Consider the following 20,122-nt stretch of genomic DNA (forward strand, 5'->3'; position numbering starts at 1 on the left):
GACACAGTCGAGGAATTGTCCTGCACCCGAAGCGTCGGTGTGGGACACGGTCGAGCCCGCAACATCGCACGATGGTGTGGTGGGTAGCCGTGAGGGACGTGGATCTTCACCGCCTGCCACGCCAGTGGCAGGAAGTATCAGATTTACGTAGACGCTGGGATGCGCCTGCGGCCTCGAGGACGCGACGGTAGGCGGGCACCGTGGCGTACGACCCGGCGGTCCCGGCGCATGCGATCCGGGCCTGCGCCACGTCGTCGTGGACCGCAACGGGCAGTCCGGCGACGACACGCGGCGCAGGCCGTCCCGCCTGCTGCGCCGCGGCGTGCAGGGCGGGCACGATCCGGGACTCGATCACCGACGCCGACGCCATCCACAGGATCGTGCCGTCGGCGTGACTACCCGCGACCCGCAGCATGCGCGGCGACATCGCCGACAGCAGCACGGGCACAGGATGGGCGACCGGCGTCATGCGCCCGGCGCTGCGCGTCGTCCACTCGGTGCCGCGCACGTCGACGTCGTCACCGCGGAGCAGAGCCGTGACGATGCCCACGTATTCCTCGGTGTTCGTGCCGGGCCGGTCGTAGGACAGGCCGTAGACGTCGCGGACCGAGGATTCGTGCGACGGGCCGAGCCCGAGGGTGAAGCCGGGCCGTCCCATTGCCTCGGCGGTCGCGGCCACCCGATTGGCCTGCAGCAGCGGGTGGCATGGATAGGTCTGCAGCACTGCCGTACCCAGTTCGATCGAGGTCGTGGCCCGTCCCGCGACCGCCATCGCGGCCAACGGATCGCCGAGCACACCACTGGCGAACCACAGCGACGCGAATCCGTCCGCTTCCGCCTGCTGCGCCTGCCGGACCACCTTGTCGGTCGACGCGGCGCCGCCTGTCAATCCGATTCGCATGCAAATCCTTTCGCCGACTTCGAGGAATACACGAAATTCTCCGCGGACAGAACCCGTTTCCCACCCGCGCGCGCCGGTGGCCGCCGACACACCGGTCGACCGCGCGGGCCGCGGCGCGGTGCGGCAGCATGGTCGTCATGACCACGTTGAGCGGATCCGAAGCCGTCGTCGTCGCGGGCGGACGAGCGACCCGGATGGGTGGCGTCGACAAACCGGCACTGGTCGTGCACGGCCGGCGCATGCTCGACAGCGCCCTCACCGCGGTCTCGGCCTGCCGGCGCGTCACCGTGGTCGGGCCGCCCCGCGACGACCTCGACCCCACGATCGGCCAGGTCCAGGAGACCCCCGCGGGCGGCGGTCCGGTGGCCGCGATCGCCGCCGCCCCGATCCCCCACGACGCGCCCGTCCTGACACTCGCGTCCGACCTGCCGTTCGTCACCGCGGACACGCTGATCGCCCTGCTCGACGCGCTGAGCGCCGATCCGGACGCGGACGCCGCGTTCGCCGTCGATGCGAACGGCCGCATCCAGTTCCTGCTCGCGGCCTGGCGCGGCGCCGCGCTCGCCACGCGTCTCGACGACCTCGCCGGCGAGGTCGCGAACCAGCCGATGAAGGCGCTGCTGCCGGACCGGTATGTGACGGTCCCCGTGTCCGGCACCGCGGACTGCGACACTCCCGAGGATCTGCACCGCGCCCGCTCCGCCCAGCCCGGGGCGGTCGCCGCGAACCCGGACCGTGCACGCGAGATCGTACGAAAAGCAATGCAGCCGTTGCCCGTTCGGACACTGCCGATACGCGAGTCACTCGGTGCGACCCTCGCGGCGCCCCTGGTCGCGGCGGAGGCGCTGCCGCCCGTCGCGGTGTCCGCGATGGACGGATACGCCGTCGCGGGCGACGAACCGTGGACCCTGCGCAGCGAGATCCGGCGCGCGGGTTCCGACAGCGGGTTCACCCTCACCGCCGGGCAGGCCGCGCGCATCGCGACCGGCGCGCATCTGCCGCCCGGCGCGACCGCGGTCGTGCGCGACGAACACGTCGACGTCGGCGAAGGCGGAATACTCCGCCGGCGCCCGGATACCCCCGTCCGCGACGACACCCGCCGGCGCGGCGAGGACTGGCAGCCCGGATTCGCTCTCGCGCAGCCGGGTACGGCGATCGATCCGGCGGTCGTGTCCGCCGCACTGAGCGGCGAGGTCACCGACGTCGAGGCGCGCGGGCCGGTGCGGGTGCACGTCGTCGTCAGCGGCGACGAGATCCGGCGCGACGGTCCGCTGCGCGCGGGTCAGACCCGCGACTCGCTCGGGCCGGTTCTCGCGCAGTTCGTCCGGTGGTGCGGCGCCGACGCAGTGAGCGAGGCGCACCTGCGCGACACCGAGGACGGGTTCGACCGGTTGCTGCGCGCAACCACGGACGTGGACACGATCGTCGTCGTCGGCGCGACCGGCGGGGGTGCCGCCGATCAGTTGCGCGGTGCGCTGGCGCGCGCCGGGGCACACATCGCCGTCGAACGCGTCCGGTGCAAGCCGGGCGGTTCCCAGGTCGCCGCGGCACTACCGGACGGCCGAGCGGTGCTGGGCCTGCCGGGCAACCCGGTTGCGGCGATCGCAACGTTGCTGGTCATGCTGCCCGCGGTGATCGACGGCCGCACCTGCCGAACCCCGGCCGTGCCGTGGACGGCTCCGCTGGCGAACGCCTCGGAAGTGGTCGGCGATGTGACCCGACTGCTGCCCGCGCGGCGACTTCCCGACGGAACATGGCTGTGCGACAATGCGATCCGGACAGCACACCTCGCCGGGTTGATCGACCGGCAGGCGATCGCACTGGTTCCGCCGGGCGCGGTCGACGGCGATCTCGTCGAGATCGTGCCGCTGCCCCGAATGTGATCAGGCGGGCCATGCCGCCGTGCCGGCCACGTACACCCACCCGGACGTGAACGGCACCGCCCACGCGATCCGGTCCGGAGTCCCGTCGTAGGTCAATCGCGCACGACCCGAAGGCTCCCCGCTCGCGACCGTTCGAGCCCGCTCCACGATCGTATGTTCATCGAGCCACGTGGTCGCGAGGGGACAGTTCCCAACCGAACCCGGTTGTTGCTGGAATCCGGACCAACGATGCTCCACGAGATCGCCGCCGAGCACGAAGAACCCAGCAAGTCGTCGACCTACCACCACAGGGACGAACCACCTCTGCACGCTGCCGTCGGGATCCTCTATCGGGCGTGGAGTCGCGATTTCTCCGTGGAGTGCCACCCAAGATCCGGCCCGGCCGCAGTTGTAGAGAAGGTCGCGGGCTCGCGTCGCAATCGCGGCAACACACCGTTCGTCCATCAGGACAGTGTCACCCTTGCAGTAAAGGTTCGCCGGTACACCTGTGACGCGAAGTTCTCCCAGCGCGTGACGACTCCGGCGCCCGGTGGCCAAGGGTCGTACACCAGCAGTCCCTGCGTCGGTTCCGTCAGGACTTCCCCCCAGGTTTCGCTGAAGCCTGCGACCACACGAGAATGCCCCGGCACGAAACTGATCAGTGGCCTGTTAGATCTGATCTCGGACCTGAACCGAGCGAACGAGTTCGACTTGTACATCGTTGCGTCCAACGCATTTCCCGTCATCGCCTCGAGAACGGTGACGACATCCCCGTCGTTGGTGTAGGGCAGACCGCTCGGATGCGTCGGGGTTCCCAAGCCCAGTTCCCGGGCGAGCCGTTCCTGGGAATACTCGTAACGGTAGAAATCCAGCACCATCTGAACGCTGGCTGCCACACACCACAGACTCGTCTGCTGCCCATGCAATTCGAAGCAGACCTGGTGACCTGTATCCCCCCGCCCGAAGTGCAGTTCGCGTGTCAGGTGCACCCGGAGCAACTGAGAGATGTCGATTCGGTGGATCACAAAGGGATCCCGACCGAGGACGGTCAGAATCTCCCCCAGATCACGCAATGCGATTCCATAGCTTCGTTCGTGTTCGGATCGCACCTCGTCGGGCAGTTCGTCGACATACGACCAGCGTTCGAAGTTGGAGGGCGGCTCGGCACCGTCACGTTCTCCCGGGAGCACAGGAATCCAGGTAGCCAACTCGAGCAACCCCACCTCCTGCCCTTCCGCGAGGAACTGGACACCGATCTTCGGGTAGCTGTACGCGACGAAGCGCGTTTCGTCGAATCGCGGGTTCGGGGCTTGCCTTTCGAATGCGGTGACAGCCCGGCTGAGGAGCTCGTCCGGCGACCAGTCACCGTCCCCGACGGCAACAAGAAGTGCACCTATCGCCGGATGGACACCGATGTCCAGGTACGAACGTGAGACCTCGCTGCGTGTCTGTGATCTCGTGAACAACACTTCACCGTTCACGTCGAACACCGGAGTCCCGTCGACCTCGACGACGGCCCCCTCCAATGATTCCGGCAAGACACCGGCGGACAACAATAAACTCGCGTGCGCTGTCGCCAGCGCGGTGGATGTACTCGGGTCGAACTCGTTCGGAAACATGGCCTCTCCCTCGTCAGCGCGGCGTCGCCGCGTGTCTCGAGGACAGAGTGGGCTATGGGGAGCTCGTGGTCACGAGTACCTCACTACTCGAATCCGCCGCATACGGCGCGCAGTCAACCCTCAACGGGTGACGACGAGCCGCGCGCCCTCGTGGTAGCGCTGCGCGACGAGATCGACGATCGAGTCGGTGACACCGAGCGGCGCGGCGACCCCGTCGGCTCCCGCGTCGGCGAGCCGGGCATGGAACAGGCCGGGCGCGAGCAGGTACGAGGCGATGAACACCCTGCGCGCCCCCTGCGCACGCAGAGTTTCCACGACCTCGGGAACCCGGGGTGAGCCGGTCGCGACATATGCGATGCGCACGGTGGTACGTACCAGCGAGGACAGCATGCGGGCGGCGCTGCGCACGTCGCGCAGCGCGCGCGGATCGGACGAGCCGGCGGCGGCGAGGACCACTGCGTCCCCGGGTCGCCATCCGGCGGCCTCGAGCCGCTGCACGAGCACCTGAGCAAGGATCGGGTCGGGGCCGAGTGCTCGGGTCACCGACACCGCGGTGTGCCCGCTCGCCGCGACCTCCTGCGGGACGTCGCTGTGCACGTGGTAGCCGGACGCGAGGAACGCCGGCACCAGCACCGTGGGGCGGGACGAGTCGCGCAGGACCTCTGCCGGCGACGGACCGAGCACGTCCACGAACGCGACGCGGGTGGGGCCGACCCGCCCGGCGACGGCGTCGGCGAGCGAGGCGATCATGTCGACACCGCGCGGATTGCGGGTGCCGTGGGCGACGAGCAGCAACTGGGGTCGAGTCATCAGCGCATATCCTCCGGGTCGACGGCGAGGCGGTAACCCCGCTTGACGACGGTCTGCACGATCGCAGGCGCGCCGAGCGACGACCGCAGTCGCGCCACGGCGGTCTCGACCGCGTGGGTGTCTCCCCCACCGCCGGGAAGGGCGGCGAGCAGCTCCTCGCGCGCGACGACCCGTCCGGGACGGGACGCGAGCGTGCGGAGCAGGGCCATTCCGGCCGGGGCGAGGCAGCGCTTCTCCTCGTCGACGATGACGCAACGTCCGCGCATACCCAGGACGTGCCCGCCGGCTTCGATGCGGACAGCTCGGCGGGGCAGTTCTTCGGCGAGGTGCCGGGCCAGGGAACCGAGGCGGGCCCGGGCCGGCATGGTGACCGGCACGTCGAGTGCGGCGAGCGGCGCGGCCGTGACGGGGCCGACGCACACCGCGGTGACGCCGCTGCGCATCGCGCGCAACACCAGTTCGAGCATTCCGGTCTGCTTGGCCCGCATCAGCAGGGACGCCACCGCCGGTGCGCTGGTGAAGCTGACCGCGTCGAGCCCGTAGTCGGCGATCTGTTCGATGAGCCGGTCCAGCGCGGTCGGGTCCTCCGGCGGGGTCCACCGGTAGACCGGGACGGCGACGACCTCGGCACCGGCCGCGCGCAGTTCCTCGCACAGGTCGGCGCCGGGTTCCCATTCGGTGCGCTCGCCGTGCAGCTGCACCGCGATGCGCTGCCCCTCGACGCCCTCGGCGAGCAGGTGGGCGAGCACCTCGGCCGACGATTCCGAAGCCGGGGACCACTCTTCACGCAGCTCGGCGGCACGGATCGCACCGGTCACCTTCGGGCCGCGCGCCAGGATCCGGCTGCCGCCGAGGGCCTCGGTGAGATCCTCGGACAGGCCCCAGCCCTCCGCCGCACCGATCCAGCCCCGGAATCCGATCGCCGTGGTGGCGACCGTGATGTCCGGCGGGTTCGCGATGATGTCGCGGGTGACCCGTTCGAGCTCGGTGTCGTCGGACAGCGGGATGATGCGGATCGCCGGGGCGAGGACGACCTCCGCGCCCCGGCGGGTGAGCAGCGTCGTGAACTCCTCCGCGCGGCGCGACGCGGTCACCCCGATTGTGAATCCCCGCAACGGCTCGGTGCCGTCGCTCACGAAAGCTCGCCGGCGTCGGCGGCGCCCGGCATCCGCTTGCTGTGGATCTGCACCACGCCGGCCCAGACACGCACGTCGTACACCGGCAGCGACACCTCGGGGTCGTCGAGGCAGCGACCGTCGTTGAGCGAGAACACCTGCTTGAGCAGCGGGGAGGCCACGGTCGGCTCGCCCGCCCGGTCCCCGACGAGTCCGCGCGACATCACCGCGGCGCGGGCGTACGGATCGATGTTGCCGACGGCACGCAGCGTGCCGTCGTCGAGCAGGAACAGCGCCACCTGCTCGCCCCCGCGCAGCAGTACCGCGACTCCACAGCCGGGTACCAGCCGGCTGAGCGGGCACGCAGACGTCCATTCCAAGCGGCCGTCGAACACGCTCTGGCGCGTCGTTCCCGCTGCGCCGTGCATCTCGATGACGGTCATAGGTCCTCCCTCGAAAAGTACTGACGAAATCATCCGGGTCCGGTGTTTCGGGCGAGTTACCCGGAGATTCCCGGCCGGTAAGCGGGCATCCCGACCAGGACGGGAACCTTCCGCTTCCCGGTCTCGTCGAACTGAACGGTCGGGTCGGCCTCGTCGGGTGCGTTGACGAACGAGACGAACCGGGCGAGCTTCTCCGGGTCCTCGAGCACGCCGGCCCACTCGTCGCGGTAGCCCTCGACGTGCTTGGCCATCGCGGCCTCGAGTTCGGCGGCGATACCGAGGCTGTCCTCGCACACGACCTCACGGAGGTGGTCGAGACCGCCCTCCATCGCCTCCAGCCACGGCGCGGTGCGCTGCAGCCGATCCGCGGTGCGGATGTAGAACATCAGGAACCGGTCGATGTACTTGACGAGGGTTTCGTCGTCGAGACCCCCGGCGAGCAACTGCGCGTGCTTGGGCGACTGGCCGCCGTTGCCGCACACGTACAGGTTCCAGCCGCTCTCGGTGGCGATGACACCGACGTCCTTGCCGCGGGCCTCCGCGCATTCGCGGGCGCACCCGGAGACACCGAACTTGAGCTTGTGCGGTGAACGCAGACCGCGGTAGCGCAACTCCAGGTCGACGGCCATCCCGACGGAGTCCTGCACGCCGTACCGGCACCACGTCGAACCGACGCAGCTCTTCACGGTCCGCAGCGACTTGCCGTAGGCCTGACCCGACTCCATGCCGGCGTCGACGAGCCGCTTCCAGATCAGCGGCAGCTGCTCGACGCGCGCACCGAACAGGTCGATCCGCTGGCCGCCGGTCATCTTCACGTAGAGCCCGAAGTCGCGGGCCACCTCGCCGATCACGATCAACTGTTCCGGGGTGCACTCGCCGCCCGGCATGCGCGGCACCACCGAGTAGGTGCCGTTCTTCTGGATGTTCGCGAGGAAGTGGTCGTTGGTGTCCTGCAGACCGGCCTGCTTCGGGTGCAGGATGTGGTCCGAGTCGGTGGAGGCGAGGATCGAGGCGACCACCGGCTTGCAGATGTCGCACCCCGAGCCCTTGCCGTACCTGGCGATCAGCGCGGAGAACGTGCGGATTCCGGTGGCCTGGACGATCTCGAACAGCTCGGCGCGGGACTGCTCGAAGTGTTCGCACAGCGCCTTGCTGAGCTCCACCCCGGACGACGCGAGCAGCTGCTTGATGGTCGGCAGGCAGCCACCGCAGGTGGTACCGGCGTTCGTGCACGCCTTGACCTGCGCGATGTCGCAGGCCCCCTCCGAGATCGCGCCGCAGATCGTGCCCTTCGTGACGCCGTTGCACGAGCAGACCTCGGCGTCGTCCGGCAACGAGCCGGCGCCGGGCTTCTCCCCGGCCGGGGAGATCAGGGCTGCGGGGTCGCCGGGCAGCTCCCGCCCGACGAGCGGCCGCAGCGACCCGTACGCCGAGGCGTCGCCGACGAGGATGCCGCCGAGCAGGATCTTCGCGTCGTCCGAGACGACGAGCTTGGCGTAGGTGCCCTTCGCGGCGTCGGACAGCACCACCTCGAGCGCACCCGGGGTGGTCGCGTGGGCGTCGCCGAAGCTGGCGACATCGACGCCGAGCAGCTTGAGCTTCGTGGACAGGTCGGCGCCGGGGAACTCGGCGTCGCCGCCGAGCAGACGGTCGGCGACGACCTCGGCGGTGCTGTAGCCGGGGGCGACGAGGCCGTAGCAGGTGCCTTCGACGGCCGCGCACTCGCCGACCGCGTACACCGACTCGTCGGTGACGCTGCGGCAGCCGATGTCGGTGAGGATGCCGCCGCGTGCGCCGACCTCGAGGCCGGTGTCGCGGGCGAGCGCATCCTGCGGGCGGACACCGGCCGAGAACACCAGCACCGAAGCGTCGATGACGGAACCGTCGGACAGTTCGACCTTCAGCCCTGCGGGACCTTCGGTGATCGCCGAGGTGCCGACCCCGGTGTGCACGGTCAGGCCCAGGTCGGTCACGAGCCGGGCCAGCACGTTGCCGCCGCCCTCGTCGACCTGCAGCGGCATCAGCCGGGGCGCGAACTCGACGACGTGCGGCGTCATGCCCATCAGCTTCAGGGCGTTGGCGGCCTCGAGGCCGAGCAGGCCACCGCCTACCACCACACCCACGGCACCGGGTCCGGCGGCGTCGGCCGCGGCCCGGATGCCGTCGAGGTCGTCGAGGGTGCGGTAGACGAACGTGCCGGGCAGGTCCTTGCCGGGGATCGGCGGCACGAACGGATACGAACCGGTGGCCATGACCAGCGCGTCGTACCCGATCACCTCGCCGCCGTCGGTGGTGACGGTGCGCGCGGCGCGGTCGATCGCCGCGGCGCGCGTGCCGAGCTTCAGGTCGACGAGGTCGTCACCGTCGTAGGTGTTGCCGGCGAGCGCGAGTTCCTTCGCATCCCACGAGCCGACGTAGGAGGACAGACCGACGCGGTCGTAGGCAGGCTGCGTCTCCTCGCTCAACACCGTCACCGACCAGGTGTCGTGCTCGTCGCGGGCGCGCAGCGCTTCGACGAAGCGGTGTCCGACCATTCCGTGTCCGACGACGACAACGTTCTTGCGGCTCATGGGATTTCGCTTTCTCTCGTGCAGGGTGGATCAGTGCCGGGGTACGGCGTCAGACGACCGGGACGGACGGACGGTCCGCTTCGGCGGTCTCGGTGACGGCCGCCGTGCGGGGGGTGCGGAGGAAGACCAGCCAGGTGACGGCGATGCACACCAGGTAGAAGGCCCCGAAGACCCAGAAGGCCATCGTCGCGGACTTCGCCTCGCCGGCGTAGGAGGCGCGGAGCACCAGGTTGATGCCGACGCCGCCGAGTCCGCCGATCGCGCCGGCGAAGCCGATGAGCGCGCCGGACATGGTGCGCGACCAGACCGCCTTGGCTGCGCGGTCGAGGTGGTCGAGGCTCTGTGCCTTGGCTTCGAAGATCGACGGGATCATCTTGTACACCGAGCCGTTGCCGATACCCGACAGCAGGAACAGTGCGATGAAGCCGAGGACGTAGGCGGTCATGATGCCGCCGGTGGGGGCACCCGCCGACGCGTCGTCGAGGACACCGGCGACGATCAGGACACCGGCCGCCAATGCCATCGCGGCGAAGGTGACCATCGTGATGCGGCCGCCGCCGATGCGGTCTGCGAGCTTGCCGCCGTAGGGACGGGAGATCGAACCGAGCAGCGGGCCGATGAACGCGATCTGCGCGGCGTGCAGTGCTGCCTGGGCGGGCGTGTCACCACCGGCGAGGAAGTTGATCTGCAGGACCTGGCCGAACGCGAAGCTGAAGCCGATGAACGAGCCGAACGTGCCGATGTAGAGGAAGGACACGATCCACGAGTCGCGGAACTTCAGGGCCTCGCCCATCGCCCGCAGGTCCGCCTTCTGACCGCCGAGGTTGTCCATGAACAACGCCGCTCCGACCGCCGCGACACCGCACGCCACCAGGTAGACGGCGCACACGATCCACGGTTCGGTGTTGCCGACGGTGGCGATGACGAGCAGACCGATGAGCTGGACGACCGGCACACCGATGTTGCCGCCGCCGGCGTTGAGTCCGAGCGCCCAGCCCTTCAGGCGCTGCGGGTAGAACGCGTTGATGTTGGTCATCGACGAGGCGAAGTTGCCACCGCCGACACCGGCGATCGCGGCGACCAGCATGAACGTGGTGTACGAGTAGCCGGGGTTGAGCATCAGGTAGAGCGTTGCCAGCAGCGGCACGAACAGCACCAGCGCGCTGAAGATCGTCCAGTTGCGGCCACCGAAACGCGCCGTCGCGACGGTGTAGGGAATGCGCAGGAGCGAGCCGACCAGCGTCGGCACCGCCACCAGGAAGAACTTGCCGGCGGCGTCGATGCCGTAGACGTCGGTGGGCATGAACAGGACCATGACCGACCAGATGGACCACACCGAGAAACCGACGTGCTCGGCGATGACGGACCAGATCAGGTTCCGCTTCGCGATGTCCTTGTTACCGGACTCCCACGCCTCGACGTCTTCGGCGTCCCAGTGCTCGATGTTGTGCTTCCGCGCGAATTTCGCTCGCAGCGTTTCGTTTTCGATAGTCGCAGCCACCCCGCCCCACCTCTCTCGGATTCGTGATGAACCCAAGGTAGGAAGTGGGTGTTGCCGCGGTGCTGCCCGCGGTGACCTCCGCGTCAAGAGTTTCTCACTCACGCGCAGGCCACCCTGTGAGGGCGAACTACAGCAACAGCCGCACCAGATCGGAGGTGTGCGCGAGACCGGGGAACGCCTCCTCGGTCGACCGCGGATGCAGCGCGTGCACGGCCAACCGGAACATCACGGCACGCAACAGCATCTGGGGCCATTCGGGCAGATCGTCCCAGCGGGCGATCAGCGCGTCGTCGGCGCCACCCCAGGACAGGGCGTCGACGACGGCCACGGCCGCCGCCCACGACGCGGGCCGCCAGTAGGGCGTGATGTCGGTCAGCCCGGGAGCGGCCCGACCCGCGAACAGGACGGTCCCGAACAGATCGCCGTGCACGAGCTGGTCCGGCAGATGGACGGGTTTACGGAAGGTCGCGAGCTGATTGATGAGATCCAGGCTCTTGCGTCCGTCCGGTGTGGTGGTCTCCGGCGCCCCGGCCGCCCGCGCCGAACGCATCGGCACGGTCTCCCAGGCTGCCCGGTCGGCGGCGACGAACACGTCGACGTCGGCCCACGGCGCGACCGGCGGCTGCATCAGGAACCGGGGACGCTCGAGTTGCGCGGTCGCGGCGTGCAGACGCAACGACAGCGACACCACCTCGTCGTGGCGCGGTTCCGAGGTGCCGACGATGTAGGTGTCGGCGCGCCACCCGGACACGACGTATCGGCCGTCCGTGGAACGGACCGGGCGGGCCAGACGCAGCCCGTCGACGCTGAGTGTCTCGCGGACCTTCGCCGACCACGCCGCGCGGGCGTGATCGGCCACCGGAGAGAGCACCACGTCTCCACATCGCCAGCCGCCGTCCCAGTCCGAGCCGAGCGGTACCGGTTCGACGTCGCGGAGGCCGAACGTGGAGCGCACGTGCTGCGGGGGTTCGAGTGAGCTCACGACGCTCACCGTACCGTCGTGCACGGCGCGATCCGGGAAGGCACTCCGTTGTCGATGATCACAGGATCCTGCGCCCACAGAATTCTGTGACCGGGGACAACGTGAGAGTACTCAGTACAGCGGCAGCGAGGGATCGACCTGCTGCGCCCACGCGACGACCCCGCCCTGCAGGTGGGTCGCGTCCGCGAATCCGGCCCGTTTGAGTGCGGCGAGCACCTCCGCGGACCGGATACCGGTCTTGCAGTACGCGACGAGCGGAACGTTCTGCGGAAGTTCCGCGAGTGCCTCACCGGACAGGATGCGGTCCTTGGGAATCAGGCGGGCGCCGTCGATGTGCATGATGTCCCATTCGACGGGTTCCCGGACGTCGATGAGCGCGAGTTCACGGCCGGAGTCGAGCATGTCGCGCAATTCCGTTGCGGTGACGGTGGATTCGGCGGCGGCGGCCACGCCCTCCTCGGACACCACCCCGCAGAACTCGTCGTAGTCGACGAGTTCGGTGACCGGGACGCGGCCGGGATCCCGGCGCAACGTGACGGTCCGGAACGTCATCGAGAGTGCGTCGTAGATCATCAGCCGGCCCAGCAGGGTGTCACCGATACCGGTGATGAGCTTGATCGCCTCGGTGGCCATGATGCACCCGACGGTGCCGGGCAGCACACCGAGCACCCCGCCCTCGGCGCACGAGGGCACCATACCGGGCGGCGGCGCCTCCGGGTACAGGTCGCGATAGTTCAGGCCCACCCCGCCCGGCGCATCCTCCCAGAACACCGACACCTGACCTTCGAACCGGAAGATCGATCCCCACACGTACGGCTTGCCGGCGAGGATCGCGGCGTCGTTGACGAGATAGCGGGTCGCGAAGTTGTCGGTGCCGTCGACGATGAGGTCGTACTCCCGGAAGATCTCGACCGCGTTGGTGGTGTCGAGGCGTACCGGGTGCAGACGAACCTCGACGGTGTCGTTGATGCCGGCGATGGTCTCGCGGGCGCTCTCCCCCTTCGACCGGCCGACGTCGGCCTGTCCGTGGATGATCTGGCGCTGCAGATTGGAGCTGTCGACCTCGTCGAACTCGACGATGCCGATCGTGCCGACCCCGGCCGCGGCCAGATACAGCAGCGCCGGGGACCCGAGGCCGCCCGCGCCGATGAACAGCACCTTCGCGTTGCGGAGCCGCTTCTGCCCGGCGACCCCCACATTCGGGATGATCAGGTGCCGGCTGTAGCGGGCCACGTCCTCCCTGGTCAGCTCGGCGGCGGGTTCCACCAGCGGTGGCAGTGCGGTCACGACAGGCTCCTCGGCGCGCTCGACGGTACGACGCCCATTCTCACATCGGATGCCGCGACGGGCCGGACGCCGGGTTCACCCGCGTGGGAACGGCCAGGGATTGAACCGGCAGATCAGCCCGTCCGCGGGCACGACTCCCCCCGGATCCACGCGGGCGATGTCGTTGTTGGCGATCCCGAACGTCTGCTGCATCATGATCGGCGCGAGACCACCCTGGCTCCGGCACGGCTCGTGCGCGGCGAAGCCGATGGCGTGCCCGATCTCGTGGTTGATCTGATACTGCCGATACGAGCCGATGTCGCCCTGGAAGGCGACCGCGCCGCGCACCCACCTGGCCTCGTTGAGCAGCACCCGCTCGGCGCCGGGGTTGAAACACGATCCCTCGAGGGGGATGTCGAAACCGCAGTACTGACGGATGCTCATCTGCGAGGTGAGCGAGACCCGGAAGTCGGGGTCGCCGGTGTCGACCCGCCGGAACGCGAAGTCGGGGCTGTTCGTCCAGCTCTTCGGGTTGGCGAGGGTCTCGTCGACCATCCGGCCGAACGCGGCTTCACCGCCGTACCCGGTCGCGTCCACCCCGTCCTCGACCTCGACCGTGTAGGTGTACACCTTCTTCGTGCCGGCGCCGACCTGCGCGGTGGTGCCCGGCACCATGTGCCAGGTACCCGCGCCGGTCACGGTGAACGGCCCGCCGTCGGGAAGCTCGCCGGGTCCGGTGCCGGCCGGGAACAGGCCGTCCGGCTGCGGCACCTCGGCCACGGTGGCCTCGTCCGCAGCGACCGGGTCGTCGGATTGCGCCGGTACCGCGCGCACGGCGTCCCACACGACGAAGCCGGTGACGGCGACGAGGACAGGGATGGCGTAAGCCCGCCACCCGTAGGTCGAGACGAAGCGTCCCACCTTGGACTGCTTGCGGACGTCGCGATCCGGACGCGGACGCCGGGGCGGCCGATCCGCTCCTCCGACGGGGTCCCATTGCGCGCGCAAGGGCTGATGTGACGTCCGGTGCGATGGTGCTCCGGATGCCCGGTGTGGCGTCTGCGGGGCGTCGGGTGGGGCGCCTGCCGCTCGCAATCCTCCTCGGTCGGTCACGGGTGCCAGAATGTCACATCGCGCAAATTCGTCGGTGAAGTCGCTCCTCGGCCCGCTTGAAGTACCCGCCGCGGGGATACTCGTCGGTAGGGCGGTACGCACCCGCAAGGTGCCCTGCCTGTAACCTGCAAGGACGATCGACGTCGACAGTGGTGCCCATCACCTTGGCTCCGTCACTGCCGACGACTTGTGCAGATTTGGGAGCGACATGACCGAACTCGCCGACCGCACTTCCGGCCGGGGCAACACCTCAGGCACCGGAGCCAAGCGGGGCGCACGAATGCCTCGTGACGAACGTCGGGCCCAGCTTCTCGCCGCCGCGAGCGAGGTCTTCGTGACACGTGGCTACCACGCGGCCGGCATGGACGAGATCGCGGAATGCGCCGGCGTCAGCAAGCCGGTGCTCTACCAGCACTTCCCCGGCAAGCTCGAGTTGTACTGCGCGGTGCTGCAGAGCTACGTCGACATTCTCATCGCCAGTGTCCGCCAGGCGCTGCGTTCGACGACCGACAACCGTCAGCGCGTGCGCGCCGCGGTGCAGGCGTACTTCGACTTCGTCGACAACGACTCGCAGGGCTTCCGCCTCGTGTTCGAGTCGGATCTGATGGGTGAGCCGCAGGTCGCGCAGCGGGTCGAGCAGGCCACCGAAGCATGCGTGGATGCCGTGTTCGACCTGGTCAGCCACGATTCCGGTCTCGATCCCTATCGTGCGCGCATCCTTGCGGTCGGCCTCGTGGGCACCAGCCAGTTCACCGCGCGCTACTGGCTCGAGGCGGCCCGGCCGATCCCGAAGGAGGACGCGGTCGACACCACCGTCGCCCTGGCGTGGGGTGGTCTCAAGCACGTGCCGCTGCAGCCCGAGCTGCGGCTGCGCTGACAGCCGGGCCACCGACAGCAGCGACACCGGAAACGAGGAAGGGCCGGGGCGTCTCGCCCCGGCCCTTCGTTCGTCTCGCCCCGGTCAGCCGGCCGCGAACCCTACCTTGCGGATGTCGGCGGGGCCGATCTCCACGTACGTGATGCGCGATGCCTGGACGAGGAGCTTGCGGCCCTTCTCGTCGACGAGGGCGAGCACCCCGTCCTTACCGCCGGCCAGGGCGGTCGTCACCAGCGCCTCGACCTCGTCGGGCGTCTGGTCGCTGACCACGGTGAGTTCGCGCGGGCTGTCCGCGACACCGATCTTGACCTCCACGGTGGACCTCCGAAATCTCAGTGCTCTACAGCTGTCTCCGTCAGGTTAGTGCAGTCCGAGCACTGCCATCCGCTTGGCGTGCTCGACCTGCATGCGGTCGAACAACGCGGCGATGTTCGTCAGGTCGCCGGTGGCGGTGATGACCAGCTCGGCGAGATTCTCCTGCTGCGCCATCACGTACTGGGCCTGGGTGATCGCCTCACCGAGCAGCCGGCGTCCCCACAGCATCAGCCGGTCCTTCTCGAGGCTGCTCTTCTCGACCGCGGCGCGCACCTCGTGGATCACGAAGTCCGAGTGCCCGGTCTCGGCGAGGACCTCCCGGACGACCGAGGCGACCTCCGGGGCGAGGGTGCCGGCGATCTCGCGGTAGAAGTCGGCGGCGATGCCGTCGCCCACGTGCGCCTTGACCAGCGATTCGAGCCACGTCGACGGGGTGGTGCACGCGTGATACGCGTCGAGGGACCGCCGGAACGGCTCCATCGCCGGGTAGATCTCGACGCCGCGGGCCTCGAGCGCCTCCTGCAGCGTCTCGAAGTGGCTCATCTCGGCGGCGGCCATGCTCGCCAGCGCGACGCGGCCGCGCAGGGTCGGGGACAGTTTCGCGTCCTCGGCGAGACGATAGAACGCGGAGATCTCACCGTAAGCGAGGACCGCGAACAGGTCCGCGACACCCGGATGATCGGCCGGAACCGGTGTCTGTGCGATGGTCGGTTCGGATGATGCTGCGGACGGCGACGTTTCGGCTCCCATGACGACAAAGCGTAGTACCGCCGGGTACCGTTCGCCGGAACCGGTACAATCGTCCTGGAAGACTGCGCTTCGAGCTGTCCAATGCGGCCCGCAGTCCTCAACGATGATGTGCGCGCACCCGACGCCGATCGCGCTCGCGTCTCGCCGAGCCGAACCGAACGCTCGCGCTGAGACGCTGAGTCGGTCGCCTTCTCCACCTCGTGCGTGCGTGCCGAGACCAGGAAGGCCAGACCCCTGAGCAAGATCACTGTCGACCACGAAGACGACGCCACCGAAACCACCGTTTCCGCACAACTCGATTCGACCCACGTCGCCCCCACCTTCGCGGAGCTGGGTGTGCGCGAGGAGATCGTCCGCGCCCTCGCCGAGCACGGCATCGAGCGCACCTTCGCCATCCAGGAGCTCACGCTCCCGCTGGCCCTCGCCGGCGACGACCTCATCGGCCAGGCCCGCACCGGCATGGGCAAGACCTTCGGCTTCGGCGTTCCGCTGCTGCATCGCGTCACCACCGAGGGTTCCGGAACCACCGCCCTCGACGGCACCCCGCGCGCCCTGGTGATCGTCCCGACCCGGGAGCTGTGCATCCAGGTCGCCGGCGACCTGGAGAACGCCTCGAAGTACCTGCCCGGCAGCGGCAAGAAGGGCCTCGAGGTCCTCGCGATCTACGGCGGCCGCCCGTACGAGCAGCAGATCGAGCAGCTGCAGAAGGGCGTCGACGTCGTCGTCGGCACCCCCGGCCGCCTGCTGGATCTCGCGAACCAGGGTCACCTGATCCTCGGCAAGATCGGCGTGCTCGTCATGGACGAGGCCGACGAGATGCTCGACCTCGGCTTCCTCCCCGACATCGAACGCATCCTGAACATGGTCCCCGACCGTCGTCAGACGATGCTGTTCTCGGCCACCATGCCGGGACCGATCATTACTCTCGCCCGCACGTTCCTGACGCAGCCGACGCACATCCGGGCCGAGGAACCCGAGTCGTCGGCGGTGCACGAGCGCACCAACCAGCTCGTGTACCGGGCGCACGCCCTCGACAAGGCCGAGCTCGTCGCCCGTGTGCTGCAGGCCGAGGGCCGCGGCGCGACGATGATCTTCACCCGGACCAAGCGCACCGCCCAGAAGGTCGCCGACGACCTCGTCGAACGCGGCTTCGCATGCGGTGCCGTCCACGGCGACCTCGGCCAGATCGCTCGCGAGAAGGCTCTCGACAAGTTCCGCAACGGCAAGATCGACGTGCTCGTCGCCACCGATGTCGCCGCGCGCGGCATCGACATCGACGACGTCACGCACGTCATCAACTACCAGTGCCCCGAGGACGAGAAGACCTACGTCCACCGCATCGGCCGCACCGGTCGCGCCGGACGCACGGGTACCGCGATCACGCTCGTCGACTGGGACGACGTGCCGCGCTGGGAACTCATCGACAAGGCCCTCGACCTGGGCATGCCGGAGCCGGTCGAGACGTACTCGAGCTCGCCGCACCTGTACGAGGAGCTGAACATCCCCGAGGGCGCAACCGGCACGGTCCGCAAGGCCCGCACCGCGGCCACCGGCGAAGCGGCGGACGGCGAAGCGCGCCGCGAACGCCCGAAGCGCACCACCACGCGGGTGCGTCGTCGTACCCGCGGCGGCAGGCCCGTCACGCCCGAAGCCGGCACCCCGGATGTGGCCGCTCAGGACGCGTCCGCGCCGAGCACCGCCGCGGCACCGGCCGGCGAAGCCGGTGCGGAAGGTGACGCCGCTCCCGCCCGCCGCCGTCGCCGGCGGCGTCGTGGCGGTTCGTCCTCCAACGCCACCGCAGCCACGCAGGACACGGTCTCGGCCTCGGCGGCCCAGTAGCCGCGGCCACGTGCTCGCTCCCGAGCGCCGCACGCGCACCGACCTGATCGTCGCAGCCGTACTCGCCGTCGCCGTCGTGGTGGCGGCGAGTGTGGTCTGGCTGCGATCCGACGCGCGCGGCACGACATCGATCACGTGGGACGGGCCGGTGACCGTCCCGGCCGCCGCGACCACGGTTCCGGCCACCCTCGGGGAGGTGTGGCGCGCCGCCAGCGCCGCCACCACGCGTCCGCTCGTGGTGGGTGGAACCGTCGCGACCGCCGACGGCGGCAGCGTCGTCGGTCGCGATCCGGAGACCGGCGCCCAGCGCTGGATCTACGAGCGGAACATGCCGCTGTGCGCGGCGACCGCCGCGTGGCAGACGGTCGTGGCCGTCTACCGGGATCGGCGGGGATGCAGCCAGGTCACCCAGCTCAACGCGGGCACCGGGGCGCGGGGCGCCCAACGGAGCAGCGACGCCGACGACGCGGTCTTCCTCGTCGACGCCGGCACCCACCTGATCTCCACGGGCGACACCCGCCTCGAGATGTGGCGGTCGGACCTGGTCCGCACCGTCGAGTACGGACGCGTCGACGCGCCGGTCAACCCGAACGCGCAGCCGCGGACCGGATGCACGCTGCTGTCCGCCGCCGCGAGCAACAACCGGCTCGCCGTCGTCGAGAACTGCCCGGGTGAGGACACCGACCGGCTGACACTGCTCGATCCGGTGCCCGACGACAATCAGAAACCGGAAGAGTTCGCGTCGTCGGTGCTGGCCGACGCGGCCCAGGACCCGACCGGCTCCCCCGCACCCGGAACACGCGTCATCGCCGTCGCAGGCGACCGCACCGCCCTGTACCTGCCGCCCGGGGCAGGGGCCGGACCGCGCATCGAGGTCTTCGGAGAAGCCGGGCAGACCGTCGCCGAATATCCACTCCCCCGTCCGGCCACCGATGCCGCGACCGTCCCCGCCAAGACCCGGGACGGAATCGTCACGTGGTGGACCGGGGAGGCCACCATCGGTCTCGGAACGACGGATCTGGCGCCGCGCTGGACCGTGCCGGGCACCACCGGCTGGGGCGACTCGATGGCCGGTGCGCTGCTGCTGCCCGTGGACGACGCCCTCGCGGTCGTCGACCCGGCGTCCGGCACGGTGCAGGGCCGCATCCCCGTCGACCGCGAGGAGGCCGGCCCGGTGGCCGTGGCGGTCGCGGGCAGCACCGTCCTCGAACAGCGCGGCGACGAGGTCGTCGCGCTGCGCTGAGGCCGGGCTACCGCAGGTCGTGCTACCCGGGTTCGGGTTACTGGGGTTCGAACGTCACCAGGCCCTTGCCGGCCCAGTACCCGAGCAGGTTCTCGGCGAGCTCGCGATAGGCCTGCGCGCCCTTGTTCTTGCGGCCGGCGAGCACCGTCGCGCCGGACGCCGACGCCTCCGCGAACCGGACGGTCCGGGGAACGGGCGGCGCCAGCACCGGCATGTCGTACCGGTCCGCGACGTCGGCGAGCACGTCCCGGCTGTGCGTGGTGCGCGCGTCGTACAGCGTCGGGAGCGCCCCGAGCAGTTCCAGGTCGGGGTTGGTCACCTGCTTGACCTCGGAGACCGTGCGCAGCAGCTGACCGACGCCGCGATGGGCGAGGGTCTCGCACTGCAGCGGCACGAGCACCGCCTCGGCGGCGGTGAGACCGTTGAGTGTCAGCACGCCGAGCGACGGCGGGCAGTCGATGATCACGACATCGAAGTTCGGAAGCAGCGGCGCCAGCGCCCGCTTCACCGTGAATTCCCGTCCCGGACGCATCAGCAGCAGCGCCTCGGCGCCCGCCAGATCGATCGTCGCGGGCAGCAGGCTCACCCCTTCGTCCGTGTCGAGCAGAACCTCCTTCGCCTCCGCGTCCCCGACGAGCACGTCGTGCACGGACCGTTCGAGCCGGTCCGGGTTGTGCCCGAGCGAGAACGTCAGACATCCCTGAGGATCGAGGTCGACGACGAGTACCCGCTGTCCCGCCCCTGCCAATGCCGCCCCCAGCGACGCGACGGTGGTCGTCTTCGCGACGCCACCCTTCTGATTTGCCACTGCAAGTACCGTTGTCACGCGTCGATCCTCGCGCACTTCGCGCCGGCACGCGACAATTGAGGCCACACCCCGCACATCCGCGAACCCCCGATTCTCCCGAAAAGGACG

Annotated in this window: 18 protein-coding genes; 4 read left to right on the top strand and 14 right to left on the bottom strand. The window is 69.7% G+C overall.

Annotation, left to right across the window (positions count from 1 at the left end; genetic code table 11):
* Positions 1–106 precede the first annotated feature (106 nt).
* The gene (locus ACWDUD_RS05220) at positions 107–901 is read right to left on the bottom strand and encodes a TIGR03564 family F420-dependent LLM class oxidoreductase (RefSeq protein WP_450108576.1); all 795 of its coding nucleotides are present in this window, start codon (positions 899–901) and stop codon (positions 107–109) included.
* Between the two features lie 137 nt (positions 902–1,038).
* Here ACWDUD_RS05220 and ACWDUD_RS05225 point away from each other — a divergent pair, with 137 nt between their 5' ends.
* Positions 1,039–2,784, top strand: a complete 1,746-nt coding sequence (locus tag ACWDUD_RS05225) for an NTP transferase domain-containing protein (RefSeq protein ID WP_450108577.1) — start codon at positions 1,039–1,041, stop codon at positions 2,782–2,784.
* On the opposite strand, the gene ACWDUD_RS05230 is transcribed toward ACWDUD_RS05225, so the two are convergent.
* The 10 genes from ACWDUD_RS05230 to ACWDUD_RS05275 form a co-directional block, all read right to left on the bottom strand.
* Positions 2,785–2,931, bottom strand: coding sequence for a hypothetical protein (locus tag ACWDUD_RS05230; protein ID WP_450108578.1), 147 nt, complete (start codon positions 2,929–2,931; stop codon positions 2,785–2,787).
* A gap of 296 nt (positions 2,932–3,227) precedes the next feature.
* Complete coding sequence (locus tag ACWDUD_RS05235; protein ID WP_450108579.1) at positions 3,228–4,382, bottom strand: C39 family peptidase; 1,155 nt, start codon at positions 4,380–4,382, stop codon at positions 3,228–3,230.
* Positions 4,383–4,502: 120 nt separating this feature from the next.
* Complete coding sequence (locus ACWDUD_RS05240) at positions 4,503–5,192, bottom strand: sirohydrochlorin chelatase (protein ID WP_450108580.1); 690 nt, start codon at positions 5,190–5,192, stop codon at positions 4,503–4,505.
* Positions 5,192–6,328 (bottom strand): uroporphyrinogen-III synthase, encoded by a 1,137-nt coding sequence (locus ACWDUD_RS05245; RefSeq protein WP_197252794.1) that lies wholly within the window; start codon positions 6,326–6,328, stop codon positions 5,192–5,194. The genes ACWDUD_RS05240 and ACWDUD_RS05245 overlap by 1 nt, the downstream gene beginning before the upstream one ends.
* Positions 6,325–6,750 carry a nitrite reductase small subunit NirD gene (nirD, locus tag ACWDUD_RS05250; RefSeq protein WP_450108581.1) on the bottom strand — a complete coding sequence of 142 codons (426 nt, stop codon included), beginning with the start codon at positions 6,748–6,750 and terminating at the stop codon, positions 6,325–6,327. Before nirD ends, ACWDUD_RS05245 begins: the two co-directional genes overlap by 4 nt.
* A gap of 56 nt (positions 6,751–6,806) precedes the next feature.
* A complete protein-coding gene (gene nirB / locus ACWDUD_RS05255) occupies positions 6,807–9,320 on the bottom strand; it encodes a nitrite reductase large subunit NirB (RefSeq protein ID WP_450108582.1) in 2,514 nt (837 codons plus the stop codon).
* A 49-nt stretch (positions 9,321–9,369) separates the two neighbouring features.
* Positions 9,370–10,821 carry an MFS transporter gene (locus tag ACWDUD_RS05260; protein WP_248673275.1) on the bottom strand — a complete coding sequence of 484 codons (1,452 nt, stop codon included), beginning with the start codon at positions 10,819–10,821 and terminating at the stop codon, positions 9,370–9,372.
* A gap of 127 nt (positions 10,822–10,948) precedes the next feature.
* Positions 10,949–11,803, bottom strand: coding sequence for a TIGR02569 family protein (locus ACWDUD_RS05265; RefSeq protein ID WP_248673274.1), 855 nt, complete (start codon positions 11,801–11,803; stop codon positions 10,949–10,951).
* A 111-nt stretch (positions 11,804–11,914) separates the two neighbouring features.
* Positions 11,915–13,090: an adenylyltransferase/sulfurtransferase MoeZ gene (gene moeZ / locus ACWDUD_RS05270; protein WP_450108583.1), complete on the bottom strand. Its 1,176-nt coding sequence runs from the start codon at positions 13,088–13,090 to the stop codon at positions 11,915–11,917.
* A 75-nt stretch (positions 13,091–13,165) separates the two neighbouring features.
* Positions 13,166–14,182, bottom strand: coding sequence for a DUF3152 domain-containing protein (locus ACWDUD_RS05275; RefSeq protein ID WP_450108584.1), 1,017 nt, complete (start codon positions 14,180–14,182; stop codon positions 13,166–13,168).
* Between the two features lie 208 nt (positions 14,183–14,390).
* Between ACWDUD_RS05275 and ACWDUD_RS05280 the strand changes: the two genes are divergently transcribed.
* Positions 14,391–15,059 carry a TetR/AcrR family transcriptional regulator gene (locus tag ACWDUD_RS05280; protein WP_197252787.1) on the top strand — a complete coding sequence of 223 codons (669 nt, stop codon included), beginning with the start codon at positions 14,391–14,393 and terminating at the stop codon, positions 15,057–15,059.
* A gap of 84 nt (positions 15,060–15,143) precedes the next feature.
* Here ACWDUD_RS05280 and ACWDUD_RS05285 read toward each other — a convergent pair whose 3' ends face one another.
* A complete protein-coding gene (locus tag ACWDUD_RS05285) occupies positions 15,144–15,374 on the bottom strand; it encodes a DUF3107 domain-containing protein (RefSeq protein ID WP_197252786.1) in 231 nt (76 codons plus the stop codon).
* A 45-nt stretch (positions 15,375–15,419) separates the two neighbouring features.
* Positions 15,420–16,124, bottom strand: coding sequence for a ferritin-like fold-containing protein (locus ACWDUD_RS05290; protein ID WP_450108585.1), 705 nt, complete (start codon positions 16,122–16,124; stop codon positions 15,420–15,422).
* Positions 16,125–16,328: 204 nt separating this feature from the next.
* On the opposite strand from ACWDUD_RS05290, the gene ACWDUD_RS05295 reads away from it, so the two are divergent.
* Positions 16,329–17,963 (top strand): DEAD/DEAH box helicase, encoded by a 1,635-nt coding sequence (locus tag ACWDUD_RS05295; protein WP_450108586.1) that lies wholly within the window; start codon positions 16,329–16,331, stop codon positions 17,961–17,963.
* A gap of 10 nt (positions 17,964–17,973) precedes the next feature.
* A complete protein-coding gene (locus ACWDUD_RS05300) occupies positions 17,974–19,206 on the top strand; it encodes an Rv3212 family protein (protein WP_450108587.1) in 1,233 nt (410 codons plus the stop codon).
* Between the two features lie 37 nt (positions 19,207–19,243).
* On the opposite strand, the gene ACWDUD_RS05305 is transcribed toward ACWDUD_RS05300, so the two are convergent.
* On the bottom strand, positions 19,244–20,032 hold the full coding sequence (locus ACWDUD_RS05305; protein ID WP_450108588.1) for a ParA family protein: 789 nt from the start codon (positions 20,030–20,032) through the stop codon (positions 19,244–19,246).
* Between the last annotated feature and the right edge of the window lie 90 nt (positions 20,033–20,122).

The sequence above is a fragment of the Rhodococcus sp. NPDC003382 genome (genome assembly GCF_053589135.1).

What these genes read in the sequence shown, in the direction of transcription:
- ACWDUD_RS05220 (WP_450108576.1), bottom strand. Translation starts at nt 901, where the DNA reads ATGCGAATCGGATTGACAGGCGGCGCCGCGTCGACCGACAAGGTGGTC.
- ACWDUD_RS05225 (WP_450108577.1), top strand. Translation starts at nt 1,039, where the DNA reads ATGACCACGTTGAGCGGATCCGAAGCCGTCGTCGTCGCGGGCGGACGA.
- ACWDUD_RS05235 (WP_450108579.1), bottom strand. Translation starts at nt 4,382, where the DNA reads ATGTTTCCGAACGAGTTCGACCCGAGTACATCCACCGCGCTGGCGACA.
- ACWDUD_RS05240 (WP_450108580.1), bottom strand. Translation starts at nt 5,192, where the DNA reads ATGACTCGACCCCAGTTGCTGCTCGTCGCCCACGGCACCCGCAATCCG.
- nirD (WP_450108581.1), bottom strand. Translation starts at nt 6,750, where the DNA reads ATGACCGTCATCGAGATGCACGGCGCAGCGGGAACGACGCGCCAGAGC.
- nirB (WP_450108582.1), bottom strand. Translation starts at nt 9,320, where the DNA reads ATGAGCCGCAAGAACGTTGTCGTCGTCGGACACGGAATGGTCGGACAC.
- ACWDUD_RS05280 (WP_197252787.1), top strand. Translation starts at nt 14,391, where the DNA reads ATGACCGAACTCGCCGACCGCACTTCCGGCCGGGGCAACACCTCAGGC.
- ACWDUD_RS05290 (WP_450108585.1), bottom strand. Translation starts at nt 16,124, where the DNA reads ATGGGAGCCGAAACGTCGCCGTCCGCAGCATCATCCGAACCGACCATC.